This window comes from Roseibacillus ishigakijimensis (assembly GCF_016595415.1).
Classification (GTDB): Bacteria; Verrucomicrobiota; Verrucomicrobiia; order Verrucomicrobiales; family Akkermansiaceae; genus Roseibacillus; species Roseibacillus ishigakijimensis.
The window spans coordinates 190518-210419 of the sequence record NZ_JAENIO010000001.1 but is presented as its reverse complement, the minus strand read 5'-3'; the positions used below and the strand labels follow the sequence as shown (position 1 = coordinate 210419).

General features: G+C 61.2%; 14 protein-coding genes and 1 pseudogene. All 15 read left to right on the top strand.

The window, feature by feature from the left end; genetic code table 11:
- A pseudogene (locus tag JIN78_RS00795) lies at nt 1-2112 on the top strand (hypothetical protein); the annotation flags it as partial.
- A gap of 19 nt (nt 2113-2131) precedes the next feature.
- On the top strand, nt 2132-3529 hold the full coding sequence (locus tag JIN78_RS00790) for an FG-GAP repeat protein (protein WP_200390012.1): 1398 nt from the start codon (nt 2132-2134) through the stop codon (nt 3527-3529).
- Nucleotides 3526-4521 carry a hypothetical protein gene (locus JIN78_RS00785; protein WP_200390011.1) on the top strand — a complete coding sequence of 332 codons (996 nt, stop codon included), beginning with the start codon at nt 3526-3528 and terminating at the stop codon, nt 4519-4521. The genes JIN78_RS00790 and JIN78_RS00785 overlap by 4 nt, the downstream gene beginning before the upstream one ends.
- A gap of 6 nt (nt 4522-4527) precedes the next feature.
- Nucleotides 4528-5499 carry a lysylphosphatidylglycerol synthase domain-containing protein gene (locus tag JIN78_RS00780; protein WP_200390010.1) on the top strand — a complete coding sequence of 324 codons (972 nt, stop codon included), beginning with the start codon at nt 4528-4530 and terminating at the stop codon, nt 5497-5499.
- Nucleotides 5500-5527: 28 nt separating this feature from the next.
- Entirely contained in the window at nt 5528-6949 is a 1422-nt protein-coding gene (locus tag JIN78_RS00775) for a permuted SH3 domain-containing protein (RefSeq protein WP_200390009.1), read from the top strand.
- A complete protein-coding gene (locus JIN78_RS00770; RefSeq protein ID WP_200390008.1) occupies nt 6940-8289 on the top strand; it encodes a hypothetical protein in 1350 nt (449 codons plus the stop codon). Before JIN78_RS00775 ends, JIN78_RS00770 begins: the two co-directional genes overlap by 10 nt.
- Complete coding sequence (locus JIN78_RS00765; protein WP_200390007.1) at nt 8286-11651, top strand: glycosyltransferase family 39 protein; 3366 nt, start codon at nt 8286-8288, stop codon at nt 11649-11651. Before JIN78_RS00770 ends, JIN78_RS00765 begins: the two co-directional genes overlap by 4 nt.
- A 77-nt stretch (nt 11652-11728) precedes the next feature.
- Nucleotides 11729-12007 (top strand): TM2 domain-containing protein, encoded by a 279-nt coding sequence (locus tag JIN78_RS00760; RefSeq protein WP_200390006.1) that lies wholly within the window; start codon nt 11729-11731, stop codon nt 12005-12007.
- Nucleotides 12008-12103: 96 nt separating this feature from the next.
- Nucleotides 12104-12538 carry a MarR family winged helix-turn-helix transcriptional regulator gene (locus JIN78_RS00755; RefSeq protein ID WP_200390005.1) on the top strand — a complete coding sequence of 145 codons (435 nt, stop codon included), beginning with the start codon at nt 12104-12106 and terminating at the stop codon, nt 12536-12538.
- A gap of 53 nt (nt 12539-12591) precedes the next feature.
- The gene (locus tag JIN78_RS00750; RefSeq protein ID WP_200390004.1) at nt 12592-13752 is read left to right on the top strand and encodes a redoxin domain-containing protein; all 1161 of its coding nucleotides are present in this window, start codon (nt 12592-12594) and stop codon (nt 13750-13752) included.
- Nucleotides 13753-13977: 225 nt separating this feature from the next.
- The gene (locus tag JIN78_RS00745) at nt 13978-14748 is read left to right on the top strand and encodes a MotA/TolQ/ExbB proton channel family protein (protein ID WP_200390003.1); all 771 of its coding nucleotides are present in this window, start codon (nt 13978-13980) and stop codon (nt 14746-14748) included.
- Between the two features lie 54 nt (nt 14749-14802).
- A complete protein-coding gene (locus tag JIN78_RS00740; protein WP_200390002.1) occupies nt 14803-15288 on the top strand; it encodes an ExbD/TolR family protein in 486 nt (161 codons plus the stop codon).
- A gap of 23 nt (nt 15289-15311) precedes the next feature.
- Complete coding sequence (locus JIN78_RS00735; protein ID WP_200390001.1) at nt 15312-15773, top strand: ExbD/TolR family protein; 462 nt, start codon at nt 15312-15314, stop codon at nt 15771-15773.
- 122 nt (nt 15774-15895) lie between these two features.
- Nucleotides 15896-18892: a tetratricopeptide repeat protein gene (locus JIN78_RS00730; RefSeq protein ID WP_200390000.1), complete on the top strand. Its 2997-nt coding sequence runs from the start codon at nt 15896-15898 to the stop codon at nt 18890-18892.
- A gap of 25 nt (nt 18893-18917) precedes the next feature.
- Nucleotides 18918-19808, top strand: a complete 891-nt coding sequence (locus JIN78_RS00725; protein ID WP_200389999.1) for a Mul1B family putative transporter subunit — start codon at nt 18918-18920, stop codon at nt 19806-19808.
- Nucleotides 19809-19902 lie beyond the last annotated feature (94 nt).

Here is a 19902-nt window from a genome sequence, read left to right as displayed (position 1 = left end):
GATGAAGATGACGACGACGATCGCGATGAAGATGACGACGACGATCGCGATGAAGATGACGACGACGATCGCGATGAAGATGACGACGACGATCGTGATGAGGATGACGACGACAGTGGCAAAGACTACTCGCAATATGAGAGCGAAGGCTACGGCAAGGACAGCGACAACGACTACATTCTCGACGAAAACGAAGGCGGCGGCTTCTACGACCCCCTTGGAGACGAGGATGGCGACGGCCTCGTGAACTGGCGCGACACCGAAGACAATGGCAACGACGGCGACGGCAGCAATACCGACTACACCGACAACGACGAAAATGGCATCCCCGATGTCTTCGACGTGGATGGCGATGGCGAGCCCAACCACTGGGACATGGACTCCGACGGCGACGGCGAAGGCGACAAGCATGAAGAAGCTGGCGACTGGGATGGCGACGGCCTACCCAACTTCCTCGATACCGATTCCGACAACGACGGCATCATCGATGGCATCGAAGGCCGCCAGGACGAGGATAACGACGGAAACCCGAACTACCTCGACGATTTCGATGACCGCGACTCCGACAACGACGGCATCGCCAATGGCAACGAAGGCACTGGCGACTACGACGACGACGGCACGCCGAACTACCTCGACCTCGATTCCGATAACGACGGCATCCCGGACGCGGAAGAAATCCTCTCCGATGGAACCCTTCTGGACTCCGATGGCGACGGCAACTACAACTTCATCGACATCGACGACGACGGTGACGGCATCGACACCCCCATCGACGACTGCCCGCTGTGCAATCTCGACGACAACATCATCGAGTTCGACCTCACTAGCGACCAAACCAAGAACTACGGCGTCGATCCTCTCTTCTACAGCTACGCCCGCGACATCTGGAACGAAGTCAAGGTGGAGCTCAACTGCAACACCGACGGGACCCCCTTGGAAGAGGAGAAACGCGGCTTCGACGAGGATCGCTTCTTCCTGGAGCAAGACTGCGAAGTCTTCGTCACCGTCATCTACGACGGAGCCCGTCAAATCAACTCCGTCGCTTGGTATGACGCTGCGAATCCCAACGAATCCTGGACCACCATTTGGGAAAAATTCGGCACGGGTCCGACCGCACCGCTCATCCCTGGCTCCACTGCCAGCCTGGGCATCCTGCCCGGAGGCACCGAGTTCCGCCTCGGCCTCGTGCAAGACGGAGGAAATGGCGGCACCGTGCGCATCCACCAGGACTACTTCCTGAATGACGGTGGTTTGGAGCTGGCCGCAGCGAACCTCAGCCTAGCGGGCAACCCCCTCATCGTCTCCTTCGAGGACCAAGTCTTCCAAGGCCGCGACAACGACTTCAATGACGTCATCCTACTGGTCGACTTCGTCCCCACCGCTCCGGCAACCTTGCAGTTCGCTGGCGAAGAGAGCTACTCCCAGGATGTCGCAGACGTTTTGGAAGCCCTGGGCTGGAACGATGAAGAGTTCGAGATTTCCATGGATCTCTTCGACCTCCCCGCCTCCGGCTCCGTGACCATCGACTTGCTTGGCGACCCCAGCGAGATGGACTTCGCCCTGGCTCTGGTAGACTACGAAGCCGTGGCCGGTCTCTCTCCCGAGGTCTTGCCCTTCCGCTCCCTGGCGGGGCAGAATGCGGTGACCATCCTGGACAACCAGGTGAGCGAAGCCGGAGCCCAAGTGGTCATCAACCCTGAAGAACTCGGATTGGCCGGCCGCACGGTGATGCTCTGCGTCCTGCCTCACAACCGCTTCGACCGCTACGTGACCAATCCCCACCGCTACACCGCACGGGGTGAGGGCAATGACACCAAGCGTCAGCCCCTCTTCTCCCTCAGCGCAGCCAATCCCGGCGGCAAGGATCAATTCATGACCTTTACTGATGGCAATTCTACTATTGTGATGGTAGAAGACCACAGCCGGGCGGACGTGGAGGAAGAAGGCGCTGAAAGCGACTCGAACTTCGCTGACTTCTGGTTCCGCATCACCCCTGCCCTCAACGGCGCAAGCATTGGAGGCGGTGGCTACTATCAGGGAACTCCTGACCCCACCACCGGCTGGGATGGCCGCGATGGCTACTCCGGCGGACAAAAAGGCGACTTCTAACACAAATTACTCATAGCAAATGAACATCCTCTCCCTGGCCCTTCTCGGCGCTCTGCCCCTGGCAGCAGCACATTCTGCCGAAGCGGCCGGGGAGAGTGAGTTTTTCGACCCCGCAGGATCCCGCTTGGATCGCCTCGGACAAGCCGTGGCCGCCACCTCCGACCTCGCCATTGCCGGCGTGAAGGGGAATGACGACCTCGGCTCCAATGCCGGCGCGGCCGTGGTCTTCGACCTCGCGACCGGCACCTTCCTCACCAAACTCACTGCTCCCGATGGGGCCGCCGGCGATGCCTTTGGCAGCTCGGTAGCCGCTGGCGGAGAAGTGATGGTGGTCGGCGCTCCAGACGATGATGACGCGGGACAAGGCTCCGGTTCAGCCTGGCTCTTTTCCATTCATGATTGGGAAAATCCCGTCAAGCTCACCGCTCCTGATGGAGCCCCCGGCGATGCCTTTGGCAACGCGGTAGCAACCGACGGACAGCTGGCGGTGGTGGCGGCATGGAAAGATGGCGAGGAAGGGGAAGACCTCGGCTCAGTCCATGTGTTCAACGCCACCACCGGCACCTGGCTGCGCAGGCTGGAAGCAAGTGATGGCCAGACCTTTGACCAATTCGGTGCCTCCGTCGCAGTGGCCAATGGCCTGATCGCAGTCGGCACTCCCTTCTCCGATCCCAAGGGCACTGATAGTGGCGCGGTTTACCTCTTTGATGCCGCCAGCGGGCAGCAATTGCGCAAGATTACCGCTCCCGATGGCAGCACTGGCGACGCCTTTGGCGGCAGCCTGGCCCTCAGCCAAGGTCTCCTCGTCGTGGGCGCTTCCAATCAGGATGCCAACGATGGCGACCAAATCGCCGCCAAAGGGCAAGCCTACCTCTTCCAGACCCCAACCGGCAACCACCTGGCCACCCTCGCCGACCCCCAGGGGCAACCGGGCGAGCGCTTCGGCATCTCGGTCGCAATTGGGGAACAGGTCGTGGTCGGGGCCGACATGGCGGCGGCGGGGGAGATCCTGACCGCTGGAGCCGTCCTGACCTTCAGTCGGGAGGGTGACTTCCTCGCACGTTATCAACGCACGGCCCCCGCGCCGGCTGACTTTCTCGGTCAGTCTGTTGCACTAGGGGGAGATGCCGTCTTGGCCGGCACTCCGCAAGCCGATACACAAGGGGCCCAGAGCGGGTCCCTTTTCTCTTTTTCACTTTCCACCGGGTCGCTCCCCCCCGAGCTCGCCCTCACTTTGGATGGTGAAGACGTTATTCTCACTTGGGCCCCCCAGGCCGAGACCAGCTACACCCTCTGGTCTTCGCCCGATCTGGTCACGTGGCAAAAGTTGGCAGAAGACCTTTCTGCCAACTCTTATCGCGATACGAGCGCACTTTCCGCGCCCCAAAGGTTCTACCGTCTCACTCTCCAACCATGAAGAAATACACCAAGACACGAATTCGGGAAATCATCGCCATCAGCCTGAGTCTAACCACTCTGGCCACCGCCCAAACGGAGCCACCCCGGCCCCCGGACGAACGACAGATGATTGACCAGTTTGGCGACTCCCTAACGATGTCGCCCACGGGGGCTCTCTCGGTAAACATTGATTACGAGAATGGAACCCGGGAAAACTACTACATTGAGCAGCAACGCTATGGAGCCGACGTCATTGAAGTCGGCTTTTTGCTTGCTGACACCAGCCTCATCAATGATGGCATCGCGATGATCAACTGGGGCTTTTCCAAACAAGGTCCAGACGGCTCCTTCCCCGGCACCGGCGACGCCGTCCATAGTAGCTCGCTCTTTATGGAAGCGGCCGCCCGCGCCGCACTGAAGCTGGAAGCCGAGGATGCCACCCTCTACGCCGCCACTCTCAACGATTGGCGGCCCAAGCTAGTCAATCTCGCCACCTGGTTCGTCACTGCCGACGACTATGGGCAGGATGTGAACCTGGAGCCCTTTGCCCATCGCTACTTCCTGCGGGGGGCCGCCCTCTCCCAGACGGCGCTCTTTACCGGCAATACCAGCTTCCTCGCCCCGGCCTACGTCTATGCCAATGGAGGAGCGGCCAGCGCTTGGGCCGATGGCACTTTCCCCGAGCGGGAAGGCTTCGACGGCAGCTACCAACTGGTGGGGATGGCCTTCGCCCTCCGCCTGTATGGGACCATCACCGATACCCAGGTGCGGACGACCCTCGACTCCGCGGTGCAGGCAGGAGTCACTCTCTTCATGAACAAGCTGGCGGTGGAAGGGGAAGATCTGCTCTACGGAGGATCGCGAACTGCTAATGAAACGGGACGCACCGGACGGCCCAAGAACTTTGACTTCAAGCATGCCACCCAAGCCCTGGTAGGAGCGGAAGAAGTTCTCGGCATGACCGGTGGCATCGCGGCAGCCAATCAAGTGATGGGCTACAAGGAAAACTAGGACCCCATGGACGAAGCCCCTCCCCCCCGCCTCCAGGTCAAGAGCGTGCTGAAGGCGCTCCTCCTTGCCTGTGCCCTCGGCCTCCCCCTGTGGGCCTTGTGGCAACAGCGCCACGGATTCCTGGAAGCACTCGCCACTGCAGACCCCGGTCTGGTGGCGGGAGTGGGGCTGGGGCTTCTCCTCTACACCCTTTGCAATGCCTCCATCTGGGCCGACGTCCTGCGGGCCCTCGGCTGGCGCGGCAGCCGCTTGCAAGCGACCCGCACCTGGGTGGAATGTGAAGCCCTCAAGTGGCTCCCCGGTGGCATCTGGGGCTACGCTTCCCGCGTGGTGCGGGCTCCCGCGCTCGGCACCACCCGCTCGATAGCGGGGGCCAGTCTCGTCGCCGAGCTTCTCCTCACCATCGCTGCCTGGGCCCTCCTCGCCCTCCTCGGGCTGGCCCTCGACCCCGGCCTGCGCTCGCTTTTGCTCGAAAAATTGACCGGCAGCCAATCCTCCCTGGCAAATAAGCTCTTCTGGCTCCTCCCCCTCCTCGCCCTGCTGGGAGGTGCCACCCTCCTGGCCCTCGCCCCCGTGCGTCGGGCCATCCAGCATCGGCTGGCCCCCCTCCGCATCTCCGGCTGGCGCCCCGGCCCCCTCTTGCGCGCCCTCGCCAGCTACCTCACTCTCTGCGCTTTCCACGCCCTGCTCCTCGTCTTTCTGGTGCAGGCGGTCTTCCCCGCCCCCTACTCCTGGGCCTCGGCCGCCGCAGCGGATGGCTCGGCCTGGCTCATTGGCTTCTTCGCCATCGGCGTCCCCGGGGGCATCGGCGTGCGCGAGGCCGGGATCACCTTCTTCCTTTCCACCCATCTCTCCACCCCCGAGGCCATGGCCGTCGCCGTGCTCTGGCGCGTCCTGCAAATCGCGGCCGAATTGACCAGCTTTGCCCTCAGTAAACTTCTCTCCAAGCGCTTGAGCGAGCCTTGCACTCGACAATAAATCATAACCTGTTTCACTATCTCTTCCCGTGTCTGATTTGATCAAACAATCTGGTAGAAGCCTCCTCTCTCTCCTCCGGGCTAGCCGAGGGCTTATCCTGATCCTCTTCCTCTTCCTCATCGCCTCCTCCTTGCTGGCGGCCTTTGTCATTTGGCCTGCCTACAAGAATCCCGGCGCACGGATGTATGATTCGGGACTCGGTTATGCCGCCTTGATGCGCAAGCTCGGCAAACCCTTCCCCGTGGTCACCGCCGAAGTGAAGGAGCGCCCCTTCACCCGCGCCATGCTGGCCGAGGCCACCTGCTCCGCAGACCCCTATCTCGTCCCCGTCATCCCCATGGCCACCGTGGCCCAGGTGCACATTGAGGAAGGCGACTTCGTGGAAAAGGGCCAACTCCTCCTCGAGCTGGATCCCATCAAAGCGGAAATCAAGCTGGAGAGCGCCCGCCTCGCTCTGGCCACGGCCGAAGCCGAGCTGCAACGGGTCCGGGTGGGCTCCGCCTACGTCCTGGCACAGGAGCGCCCCGACCGCGAGAAAATCAATGTCGAAGCCGCTCGCCAGCTCTCCGACCAAGCCACCGACAAGGTCGCCCGCTACCGCGAGGCCGCCAAGCGGGGCCTCATCGCCCAAACCACCCTGCTGGAAGCCGAAAAGGAATTCACCAGCGCGGTGCAAGAAAAGGAACTCGCCGAACTCTTTCTCAAAATGTCCACCCAGGGGGTCAAGGAAAGTGAGGTCATCGCCCTCAATGCCGTGAAGGATGCCCGCGAAGCCGTGCGCCACCGCGAAGAGGAGCTTGCCGACCACAAAACCTATAGCCCGGTCTCCGGCGTGGTGGAACGCATCCTCATCCGGCCCGGCGAATACAATCAGGACGCGGGCAAGCCCGGGCTGGTGATTGCCGCCGGCTTGTGGTTCGACGGCTACTTCGACCAAGCCGATTTCCCTTGGCTGCAGCAGGGCCAGGAAGGCCTCGCCTATCTGGAAAGCTATCCCGGCCGGCCACTCCCCATTCGCGTGCAACGCATCGTCCCCATCGTGACCTTCAATGAAGGAGGGCCCGAGATCAACCGGCCCCTGCGCCCCCGGGGCACCGGGGCTCCCGAATGGGCGGCCACCTTTAGCGCCGAACTGGAATTCATCAACACCCCGGAAGACCTCGCGCTCGCCCCCGGGATGACCGGTTTTGCCCGCATTGAATCCACGCGAACCTCCTTGGCCGTCCCCCGCGAAGCCCTCCTCTCCATCGCTGCCGGGAAGGCCATCGTCGAGGTGATTACCGGAGAGAATAAACGGGAATCCCGCGCCGTCTCCATCGGCATGGTCGACCACGAAGCCGCCGAGATCCTCTCCGGACTGACTTCAGGTGAACGCGTCATCGCCGAAGGTCACTGGGGCCTGAAAAGCGAAGATGAGATCGAAATCGTCGGCACAGACGGATGGAACTGAATCTCCTAGCACGCTGGCAACCGCGTTGGTCGCTCCCCAAGATCGCCGCCCTGGCCGTGGCGGTCATCGGATTGCTCTTGCTCCTGCTAGCGGTGCAACAAGCTTGGATGAAGGTCCCCCACACCCCAACTGAGACCCTGGACGCCCCGGCGACCTTCTTCTGGAAAATCGGGCTCGTCCTCCTCCTCACCCTCACCGTGGGCCTGCGCTTCCTGGGCCGCGACCTGCTCTCCATGCGGCTGCTCTGCCTGATTCCCGTCTACCTCATCGCTTTCCCCCAGTTCGTCACCGTCTTCGATGCCCACACCAGCGGCAAACTCGCTTGGCTGCAACAACAACACGACAACATCACCTGGCTGGGAGGAGATATCTTCCTCGGCCACGGGAAGCGCGATCAGGGAGAGGCTCCCGTCATCGATCTGGAAGATCCGCCCCACCGCCTCGCCGCCTTTCGCCCCCCCGTCATGGCTCCCTGGTCGATCGGCATTGCCGAGATCCCCGACCTCATCTGGTGGCTGGGCTACAATCCCGCCTTCTGCCAATTCCTCTCCAAAGGCTGGGTGCTCGGCCACCTGGGGAGCCTTCTCCTCCTTTTCGGCTGGCTGGGCTGGCGCCGTGACGACGAACGTGCGGGCTCCCGGCTCAACGAGTTCCACCTCTGTGGCTCCACCTTTGCAGCCGCCTTCCTCCTCTGGTTCGCGCTCGCCTGCGTGCCCATCTCCGCCTCCTCCCTCGCCTTGAAAAAGTCCCGCCAGGCCGCCCTCGACGACGATCCCTCCCTGGCCCTTGTCGCCCTCGACGAGGCCTGCCGCTGGATGCCAGCGCTGGCCATCGATAGCGGTGTCATCTGGCAAAAAGGCATCTTTCACAGCCAACTTGAGGAAAGCGAGGCTCCCGAAGCCCGCCTTCAAACCATCCTCGCGATGGAAGCGGAGGGCTTGCAGCAACAAGCCGGCGTCCTCTTGGAAAACCTCATGGCCGATGGTCCCTTCAACGACCCGCTGGATCGCGAATTGAGCCGCGCCCTCCTCCGCACCGCCATCGACGACTTCAATAGTGGCAATATGGCCGAGGCCACCCGCCGCCTGACCATCATCCACCAGCGCTCCCCCTCCTGCCTGCAAGCCATCTTCCACCTCCAGCTCATCGCCCTCCAGAGTGGAGACCTCGCTCTCAACCACCGCGCCCATCGCGATCTCATCGCTCTTTATGAGAAATTCCAACGCAAGGAGAAACAGGCCGTGATCTCCACCTCATGGCTGATGCTCGCCCAAGGAGAGCTGCAACACGGCCATACCCTCGCCGCCGCCGAGGCCCGGGAAAAATCACGCCGCCCATGAGCTTGCCCTTCCGCCTCCTCCTCGCTGCCGTCGCCGCCCTACTCGGCTTCCTCCTCACCGAGGCCTGGCGCTTGTCCGATACCGTGGCCTATCCCGTCGAGCTCCCCCAGGACGTTCACTGGATTTCCACCCATGATGAAGTGCAGCTCACCGGATGCTTCCGCAAGGAAATCCGCATTCCGCAGACCGTCACCTCCGCCTGGGTGGCCATCGCCACCGAGGGAGGCTTCGAACTCATCGTCAATGGCAATACCTCGGGAGCCTTCTCCCTCTGGCGCGCAACCCGCCCCTTCCAAAACGGCCTCACCGAAGCTGGCCAGCGGGCCTATGGCGGCGAATCGGCCATGGCCCTCAACTTCCCCCGCGAATACCAGTGGAGCCTCCATGCCAACCAGTCGCTCCCCGTATGGTTCGACCTCCGGCCCCGTCTTCGCAAGGGCTCCAACACCCTGGCCATCAATGTCGAGTCACGCAAGCCGGGTGCCCGTTTGCTCGTCTTTGGCGAGATTCACCTCGCCGATGGCTCCGTGCTCCCCCTCCGCTCCGACCGCTCCTGGCAAGCCGAACCCGTGCCCAAGGGTTTGACCGAATTTGAGTGGACGCGCCCGGAGTTCAAACTGCGCGATTGGCGGCAGGCCCGCCTCGCCCCCTCCCCGGTCGGCTTCGTGCAACGGGTCGTGCCCGACATCGCCTTTCGCGAGGCCTTCACCACCCGCCTCTTCAACCTTTCCTCCACCGAACGTGGTTCTCGCGACCTCGTCTACCACTTCGATCGGAAGAAGGACCAAACCGAGGCCGTCCTCCGCATCCTCTCCAACTCCCCTTATCGGGCTTGGATCAATGGCCACCCGGTGCAACCCAACTCGCGCGCGCCCCTCGGTCTCGCCGCCGGGGATTGGCAAGTGGCCTGGGAAGGCCGCCGCCCTCTCGATACGCCTCCCTCCCTGGTCGATACCGATGAACTTTCCTCCCCCTGGGGTGGTGAGCGCTACCTCGATCCCGCGCACGGCGACCCCACCGACAACGAGTTCGAAGTCTATCGCAATGAGCTCAACCGTACTGGCGAACGTCCCTCCGCCAACCGGCAAGGAGCCCTCCTCGACGACCATTATGGCGAAAAGGAAGAAAAGAGCAGCCTCTCCGACCCCAATGGCTTCCTCGAGGAACCCATTCAACGAAAGCCCCTCAGCACTCTGGGAGAGCGCACCACCGAAGAGCTCTCCGCCTTCGGAGTCGGGCGCCTCCTGCGAGCTGGTCGCAATGAACTCCGCGTGCGATTGACCGCCGCCCGCAATCCGCTTTATCAAAAGATCCGCGCCCCCCGCATCGCCATCGATGGCTGGGCCCGCGATGGCCAGGATTGGGAACCCTTTACCCGAGAAACAGGCTGGCAGCTCACCACCCTCGGAGCCCAAACCGGAGAGAGCATCCAGCCCACCATCCGGCCAAATATGACTGCCGCCCCGGCCCTGGAATATCTCGGCGATTCCGGTCGTCCTTCCGCGCGCCGCCTCATCGCCCTGGCCTGCGGGGGGGGAGCCTTCCTCTTGGCCACTTTTTTCCGCCGACGCCGCTTTCCCCCCTCTCTCGTCCCCGCCCTCCTCGGCACCACCTTCACCGCCGCCTCCCTCTTCGCCATCAAATCCACCTACCTCGAGCGCTCCGAAATCCTCTTTTTCATGCACCCCGAGTGGCCTTGGCTCGCCCTTGCCACCTCCCTCTTTGTCGGCGGCCTCTTCACCGTCATCCCCTTCCTGGTAAAAAAAGAAGCGATCTCCCATCCCACCCTTCCCCGCTCCTTTCTCCTTCCCACCCTCCTGGTTCTCATCGCCCTCCTACGCATGTGGAAGCTCGATTACCAACCCATCGACGATGATGAATTCGCCTCCATGCAAGCTGCCATCGCCATCGCGGAAAAGGGAGTTCCCGAGATCGGAGAAGGCATCTGGTATTCCCGCAGCCCTCTCTACCACTATTTGGCCGGTGCGGTGGCCTACCTCTTCGGCCCCCACCTCTGGGCCCTCCGCGGCCTGTCGGTGCTCGCCGGGATCCTGACGGGGTGGGTCCTGTGGAAAATGGCCCTGCTCGTCTTCCGAAGCCGCGCCCTGGCCGCCATCGCCGTCCTCTTCTACGCCCTCCACCCCTTCCTCATCTTTTCCTCCCACATCGCCCGCTTCTATCAGCAGCAGCAACTTTTCCTCCTCCTCGGCATCTGGACCTTCATCCGCGGATTCGTGATGGCCGATGAAAAAGGCCACTGGCGGCTGGCCTCACTCTTCGCCTTCACCGGAGCCATTCTCAGTCAGGAAATCTCCCTCACCATGGCCCCCGTCATCGGGCTCGTCTATGTCCTCTTTGCCCGCCGGACGAGCTTTGCCTCCGACTTCCGCCTCGTCATTGCCTGCATCCTGGCCGGCTCCTTCGTCTTCCTCGATGTCCTCCTCTTTCAAGTCAAATGCCTCACCCGCGCGGTGGGGGTCTCCCCCAATGTGGAAGCGACCATCAGTCCCATCTTCTGGGAGCCTGGCAACTTCCTCTCCATGGCCGTAGGCTACTCCCGCCTTCACCTCATTCTCAGCGCTTTTGTCCTCATTTCCCTCATCACCGCCCTCAGGCAACGGTCCCGCGAGGCCCTCTCCCTTCACCTCTTCACCTTTGGCGGCATCATCGCCTGCAATCTCCTCATCACTTCCGTCTCATTCCGCTACCAATACACGCTCATCGCCCTGTGGATCCTGCTCGCCGCCCACGGCCTCAGCGTCACCGCCCACGCCCTCTCCCGCCACGTGCCAGAGACCGAGCGTCGCCGCCGCCTCGCCCAAGCTCTCCTCATCCTCTTCACCACTGCCACCATCCTCTCCTGGAGCCCTTGGCGCATCCCCCCCTCCTACAGCGAAAAAATCCTCGGCGACCCCATCACCCCCCTCCGCTACGCCGTCGCCCACCGCACGCCGGGCGACAAAATTATGATTACCGAGCCCCATCCCCACGCAGCCAAGATGGAGGCCGGCAAAGCCGACTACGATTTCGTCGTCCCTCCCCTCGCCGACTTTGCCTACCGCGACCCCCACGGAGTCTTGCGCGACCGCAATGGCGACGCCGAAGTGGTGAACAATATGGCCAAGCTCCAGGAAGTCTTCTCCCGCGGCGACCGCATCTGGATCCTCCTCAATCGCGAAAAATTCCGCTCCCGCGGCAAAAACCTCCGCTGGGAATACCCCGGTGCCCGTGAGGAACTCTATATCCGCCAAAATTGCGAACTCGTCTTCCGCTCCTACCTCTGGCATCTCTATCTCTGGGAACCTGCCAAGGGCCGCTACCATCACTTCCGGCAAGAACCCCGCAACGTGACCGACACCTGAGAAGGACCTCGCAAAGGGTCCTTCAACGTCACTATTCCTCCCTTGCCAAGAGGCCCGATTCTGCTTGAATCAGGATCATGGAACAAGGAACCCCTCCCCCTGCCAGCGGCCCACAAATTCCCGGCGCCGATAAGAAACTCGTCGCCGGCCTCTTCGGTATCCTCCTGGGTGCTTTCGGCATTCACAAATTCTATCTCGGCTACCAAAAGGAAGGCATCATCATGCTGGTCATTGCCCTCTTCAGCTGCGGCATCGTCTCCCAGATCATTGGACTCATCGAAGGAATCATCTATCTCACCAAGACCGACCAGGAGTTTGTCGACACTTATCTCACCAACCAAAAGCCCTGGTTCTAAAAGAGTCTGCACCCCCCTTGGCCACTATCGCGCAAGAGAGACATTTTTTTGCAAAGAAGGTTTTTGTCGCCTCTGGATTCCCCCTAAGGTGGTGAGATGAAGCGACCCGATCAAGCAGCTCTGAAATTGCGCGAACTAATCGCGGAGACTGAAATCCGGCTCGCCGCCCAAGAACGCCGCTTGCTGGCCTCTTTCGAAATCGGCCCCTCCGACCTCGCCATCCTCAGCCGCTTGCGCAGGAAAGGGCCCAAACCAGTCAATCAGATCGCGGACAAAGTGGGGCTCACCAGCGGCTCCATGACCACCGCCATCCAGCGCCTGCGCCATCAGAAGCTGGTGGAGACCCAACCCGACGAAGAAGACAGGCGACGCCTGCAAGTGGCCCTCACCCCCAAAGGCGAGCGCCTGCTGGGCGCAGCCAGCGCCTCCCGCGACGAACTCTTTGCCACCCTCTTCCGCGACCTGAGCTACCGGGAAAGCGACCTCCTGGGCACCTTGCTCAAAAAGGTGCGCAAAGCCAGCCGCCCCTGAACCTGCGATTTATTCAAGAAAGCCCCCAATCGAAACGTAGACCCTTTGCTCATATGAAAAAACCACTGACATCCCTCCTCCTCGCCAGCGGCCTCTTGCTCGCCACGAGCTCCGCCTACACCCCGGAACCGATCACTCAAGGCACCACCGCCCCAGCCTTCGAGCTCCCCGGCGTGGATGGCAAGACCTACACCCTCGACGACATCCGGGGCGAAAAGGCAACCGCCATCATCTTCACCACCAACCACTGCCCCGATGCCATCGCCTCGGTCGGCCGCATGAAGGCCCTCGTTGACCAGTTCTCCGCCCAAGGAGTTGGCTTCGTCGCCATCAATAGCAATTCCCCGGAAGGCCTCCACCTCGAAGAACTCGGCTGGACGGTCTACGATGACTCCTTCGAAGACATGAAGCTCATCGCCGCCGATGAAGAATTCAACCTCCCCTATCTCTACGACGGGGAAACGCAGGAAACCGCCAAAGCCTACGGTGCGGTGGCCACCCCCCACGTCTTCATCTTCGATGCTGACCTCCAGCTGAAATACAACGGTCGCCTCGACGACGGCCGCCGCAGCCTCGGCCCGGCGGAAAAGAACGAAGCCCGCGACGCCCTCACTGCCATCCTGGCCGGGAAAGAGCCTGCCATCACCAAGACCCGCCCCATCGGATGCACCACCAAGTGGAAAGAAAAGGCTGGTCATGTCGCCGGCCAGAACGAGAAATGGAATAACCTTCCCGTCACCCTGGAAACCGCCGATGCCGACACCATCGCCAAGCTCCGCAGCAACGGGAATGGCACCGACTTCCGCCTCTTCAACGTCTGGTCCACCACCTGCGGACCCTGTGTGATGGAGTTCCCCGACCTCGTGGAGATCTATCGCCAGTATTCCTGGCAGGACTTCGAGTTCATCACCATTAGCCTCGATCCTGCCGAAGACTTGAAAAAAGCGGAGGACTTTCTCGCCCGCAAGGAATGCGGCCTCTCCCCCCGCGCCAAGGCTGCTGCCGCCAAGGAAGGCCGCAGCACCAACAATTACCTCTTCACAGGCGACACCGAAGAGCTCGTCAAAGCCCTCGACCCCGAGTGGAACGGCGCCATGCCCCACACCCTCCTCGTCGACGGCGAAGGCAAAGTCCTCTTCCGCCACACTGGCGTGGTCGAGCCCCTCGCCCTGCGCAAAGCCATCGTCGCCCAAGTCTGGAGCCAGGGAGAATAGTCCGGGCCCCGCAGTCCTATTGCCCTTTCCGTCAAAAAGCTCCGGTCTACCGGAGCTTTTCTGTGTAAACACATTTTTTTTCCAAGAAACTTGGAAATTCTCCGTTAAAACACAACATTACCACCGGAACAGGTCGTGATCGCTGTAAGCGCATTTTGGCAACTTCTTTTCTTTACTACCGATTCCGACTGTCCACTATTTCTTCAACACACCAATTAAACTGTCATGATTGAAAAAACACGCAGCCGTTTCGCACGGACATTGACCTCCGCTTCCCTTGTCTTTCTCGCGTCTTCCGGCAGCCTCTTTGCCCAGGACAACAAGACGGCTCTCGACAAATACATTCTGGACGGCGGCCCCACTATGATTTTCATCTTCGTGGCCATCCTCGCCCTGATTGCCCTTTGCGTGTTTAACTTCATGAACTTGACGCGCTCCAAGTTCGTTCCCGATGACTTGCGTGACGCTCTCCTCGAGCACATGACCGCTTGCCGGGTGCGCTCCGCCATTGAGCTGGGAGCCTCCCACCCCTCCTACCTCGGCCGCATGGCTGCCTACTCCCTGCCCAATATCGACGCCACCCAGCCCGAGACCCTCGGCCGCGATCAGGTGGAAGACGCCATGGCTGATTTCTCCATCAACGAGAACCGCAAGAACATGATGTGGATCAACTACATCGCCCTCGTGGCCCAAGCCGCGCCCATGCTGGGACTGCTCGGAACCGTCATCGGTATGGTGAGCGCCTTCGGCGTCCTCGCCGAGACCGGCCAAGCGGAGCCCTCCCAACTCGCGGGCCAGATTTCCGTCGCCCTCCTCACCACCATGTGGGGCCTCATCACGGCCATTCCCGCCCTCCTGGCCTACTTCTTCTTCAAGAACAAGCTCAACGGTCTCGTGGCCGACGCCCACCACGCGGGGGAAGAGATGCTCAATGCCTCCCTGCAGACGGTGAATGCGGATGCCTACCTGACCAAGATTCCCGAAGGAGTCGCGTGAGGTCCGCTTTCCCGCTAGTAATCGCCCATTTTTCCTGATTTTCCTTTTCCTGCTATGGCTTCGAAAAAACTGCGCGCCCAGAACGCGAACCAAGGTGACGAGCTCTCCGTGGACATGTCACCCATGATCGACATGGTCTTCCTCCTGCTCATCTTCTTCATTGTCACCGCCAATCTGGTGGTGGTGAAGATGGACAAGCGCGTGGAAGTTCCCGTGGCGGAGAACTCCTCCCCGCAGGAGAAGAAAACGGGACGCATCGTGATCAACGTCTATGGCGACGGCGGTCGCGAGGACGGCGTGCGCTACAGCATGGGGGATGGCGACTTTACCCCCATCGCCGATGATGACGCCGCCATCCGGGAATACATTGAGGAACAAAAGAACAAGATGGACGGCACGGTGAAGCCCCAGCTGCACTTGCGGGGCCACCGCAACACCGAGTTCAAGCACTGCCAGCGCGTCATCGCCCTGGCCGCTGAGGTCGGCGTGGACCAAGTCGTCTTCGCCTCCTACGCCACCGCCAAAGCTTACGCGAACTAACCCCTTACCGACGAGAACGAACCATGGCCCGACACAAAAAAGCGCAAGGACTGGAAGAAGATGAACCGGAGTTGAACATCAGCTCGCTGATCGACATTTGCTTCCTCCTCCTTATCTACTTCCTCGTCACCACCACCATCGTGCGCAGCGAGACCGACACCAACATGCAGTTGCCGGCCGCCTTGCGGAGGGACGAAATCCCGCCGGTCAAGCCCTCCTTCATCCGAGTGGATAGCGAAGGGGTGATCTACTTCAACACCGGCCCGGCCCAGGAACGCCTCGATGACGACCCGAATTCACGGGAGTTGCCCTTGCTTTCCGAACGGCTTTCCATCGCCGCGATGGGGGCCCGGGCGGCGGGTGAAGAACCCTTGGTGCAGGTCTACGTCGACCCGGAGGCCATGCACCAGCGGGCCATCGATGTCATCGATACCCTGCGCAAGCACGAGATCACCAAGGTCACCTTCACCGACCTCGTTCCCTGAGGGCGGCCTCGCCTCGAGCAACCTCCAACTTCCTCCCCCGGAAACTCTTCAACACGGCCCGTCAATCGGGCCGTTTTTGGAACTTCTTTGCACTTCATCCCAATCCAAGCCAATTTAGCATCATGAAACACTACTCTGGAGCGCTTCTCGCTCTCTTTCTCCTGTTCGTGAGCCCCACCTCCGCCCCAGCACAGGGCGGGGTCCAGGCTCTCCACTCCAACTCCCTGACCGCGATGACCGAGGCCCGCCGCCTGGGCATGCCAGAAGGCGCGGCCAAATGGAACGAGGCCCTGGGCTACCTAGTCCAGGCCACCGACACCTTCGACGGACGCGCCATGCAGCTCTTCGGCCCCCAGTTCGGCTGGTTCTGGTATCACCGGGGGTTCTGTGAGCTCAAGCTCAACAAGTTCGAGGAAGCCGCCAATTCCTTCAAGAATTGCTACGAAAAGTATCCCAACAAGCCGGATGCCCAGAGTGTGAACACTTACCACATCCGCGCCCTGCTCAAGTGGGGGGAAGCGGCCCAAGGGCAGGAAGACTACGAGACCGCCATCAAGCAGTTCAAAAAATTCCTCGCCGAGCGCGATCCCCAGCGGGACAACTTCCCCAAAGGAGCCTTCTACGTCAATCTGGCCATCTGCCACTTCAAAAGCGGGAAAATGGCCGGGGGCTTGGAGAATCTGAAGATTGCGGTGCAAAACAAGAACACCTTCCCCACCCCTCCCGCCGGCATCATGGCCGGATTCCAAGCCTTTTGCGAAGCCGCCATCGAAGCCAAGGAAGAATCCACTCTCCTGGAATTCATGGACAGCCATCGCGCGGACATTCTCTTCCAGCCTTGGGAGGCCCAGCCCTACTCGCCCATTTTCATGAAGTTGGCCGCTGACGCCTTGCAAGCGGAGATGCCTCGCGTCTCCTTCGAGCTCTACGCTCTCGTCCCCTCCTCCACCGAGGCGGAAAACAGCATCAAAGCCGCCCTTGCCGGTCTCGGCGAATTCCCCGGCAATGTGCCCGATGGCGCAACCACCTACAACCGCACCGCCCTTGAGCAGCAGTTGGCGCAGAGCCGCGAGCGTTCTGAAAACGGACAAATCCCCGAAATTACCGCTCTGGCCGCCACCGCCTACATCCACGAGGAGAATGGCAACATCCGGGGTGCTTATGGGGCCTACGACATGCTCGAGCAATTCTACAGCCGCAACTCCGGCGACAAACGAGAAACCTACCTCTACCAGCTGGTCCGCACCGCTTCGCTAGTCGGTCGCGTGAAAGAAACCGAAAAACACGGACAGAACTTCCTCCGCCTTTTCCCCGGCAGCCAATATGAAGACTCCGTGCGCAGCCTCATGCTGACCGGGCTCTTCTACGCGGGTGAGTACGAGACCTGTATCAAAGTCGCTTCCGAACAAATCAAGATCGTCGAGGAAGGCAGCGAGCAGCACGACATCTGCCTCCACGTCCTCGGCGGCAGCTACTACTACACCGGTCAGTTTGACAAGGCCCAGGACTACCTCCAGCAACACGTGGACTCCTATCCTGAGAGCCAGTTCAAGGTCGCGGCGGAATACTTCGCCGCCTCCAATTTCGCCCAGCTGCAGCTCTGGGCCACGGCCGGTCCCCTCTTGGACAAATTCCTCAAAGCCTACCCCAACCCTAAGGAGAACGCCTATCTCCCCTACGCGCTTTACGACCGGGCCAATACCCACTTCGCTCAGGAAGAATACGAGCCTGCCCTCGAGCGCCTCGCCGAGGTGGAGAACAACTTCCCCGATGCCGGGAACCGCGAGATGGTCTTCAATCTGAAGGGCAACATCCTGCAAACCCAAGGTGAGCTGGAGGAAGCCCGCAGCTACTACGAGCGTGCGCTCACCCTTGCCGAGACCAAGGAAAACGACGTGGTGGCGGGCGAATCGCTCTTCTACCTCGTCGGCATGCTGGGCGAGGAAGGGAGCGAGACTCTTCCCGAGGCTCTGACTTACTACGACCAGTTCTGGGCCAAGTATGGGGACGCCTCCCCCTACAAAGCCCAGGTCGCAGTGGCGGGCCTGCCCGCGCTGGAATCCGCCGATCGCTCCGAAGAAGGTCTCAGCCGCCTGGAGGGAGTGATTTCCCAACTGGCCAAGATCCCCGGCGCCTACGGCCTGGAAGAAGCCATCAACTCCTACACCAAGTTCTTCCTGAAGGACCACAGCGAGGAGGAGCTGAAGGACAAATACTACGACTTCCCCGGCATCCGCGCGGAAGACAAGGCCGCCCAAGCACTCCTTCGCATCGCCATCATCGGCGTTTACGAAGAAAAGGCCCGGACGGCTCTCAAGGAAAATGCCAGCAGCGAAGCCAGCAAGGCCAACGCCATGATCAAGGTGCTCTTCACCGACCTCAAGCAGGACTTCGATCTGCCCACCCTCTCCAACTACATCCTCGTCAGCGTGGGCGATTACCTGCGGGAGAAAACAGCCTCTCCCCGCGAAGCCATTCCCTACTACGAGGAGGTTCTGGGGCGCAACGATCAGTCCTACCGCTTCAATGCCCGCTTCGGTCTTGCCGACGTCTTCGGGCGTTCGGATAGCTCCAGCGACAATGAGAAAGCCGTCCAGCAGCTGCTGGCGGTCTACGAAAACTCCACGGACGACAAGCAGAAGCAACAGGCGCTCTACCGCGCAGTGGAAGTCCTCGCCAAATTGGAACAGTGGGAGCAAGCCAAGGAAAAAGCCAAGGCGTTCCTCGCGCCGGAACTGAACTTCAATACCTACGCCTCCAATGTCGCCTATGTCCTGGCGCAAGCCTACGACAATTTGGGCCAGCAGGAAGAAGCCCTCATCACCTACTTCCAAGTCTACAGCTCCTATCGCGGGCAAATCGCGGTCTCCGCACCCTCGCTGAAGCGCTACATGGAATTGCTCTGGAACCGGAACAAAGCGGCTACCGACAAGAACCCCGCCGACCGCCAGTTCGCCTACAGAGTGGGCCATGAGTTCATCACCGCCACCGCCAGCATCCCCACCAACGATCGCGTGCCGGAGGAGGAGAAGGAATTGTGGAATGAAGTGCGGGAGCTGGTGCTCACTTACGAAGCCCACTCCGACACCAAGCCCATCGTCGCCGACGAAAACCAGTAAAGAACCCCGACCAACCCTGAACCTTATGAAAGCAATTATTCCTCTTCTGGCGGGGGCCGCCGCCCTGCCCGCGCAGACACCTCTCGCGGAAGCGGCCCTCATTCAAGACGGACGAGCCGACAAAGTGTGGATCGAGGCCGCCTCGGAACGCACCATCCGCTACCGCGAGAAAGCCGAGTCCCTCAACCGCACCGACGTCCCGACCCGCGAAGTAGCTGTGACCTTCTTCACCCCGGCCGAGTTCACCACCGCCATCGACCTTTACCAGAATCGACAATACGAAGAAGCGAAGGCGGCCTTTGCCACCGCTCGGGAAAAGTATGCCTTTGTGGAAGACGTCCCGGGCAATTACTCCACCCTGGCGGGCTTCTACGAAATCGAGTGCGCCCGCAAGCTGGGTCAATACGAGGAGATGGAGACCCTCTTCGCCAAATTCCAGCCCGAGCCCCTGCGCGACGCGACCCACAAGCTGCAAATCCGGCTCTACCCGCTCTACAATGCCTTGCGCACTGATGACTGGAGCCGCTTGCAGGGCTTGTGCGAAGAGTATGACGAGCGCGAGGTGCCCGGTGGCCTGCGCGCCCAGATCGAGTATTGCCGCGGCATGGCTCTCGATGGCCAAGGCCAGCTGGAAGATGCCCTCATCGCCTTCAACAAGGCCTTCGTCGCCGACTACACGGCCTCGGAAGTGCTCACCCGCAAGGCCGCCCTGGCTTGCTTGGCCATTTACCAAAAACATCCCGACGTGGAGCTTGCCCGCAAATTGCACGGCAAACCGGAGGAAGACCCCAATTCCAAAGGAGCAGGCTTGCTGCTGGAAGCCGCAGCTCTCGCCGAGATGTGGAACAAGGCCCTCGGACGCGGTGAAGCACTGCCCCCGGAATACCAGGAATTCCTCAAATACAAAAAGGCCTGACCAAGCGGTCACCCACAGAGTCTCAGAAAGCCCCGCCCTCATCCGGCGGGGTTTTTTTTAGCCCGCAAGACGGGTTATTACAAAATGAAGCCCT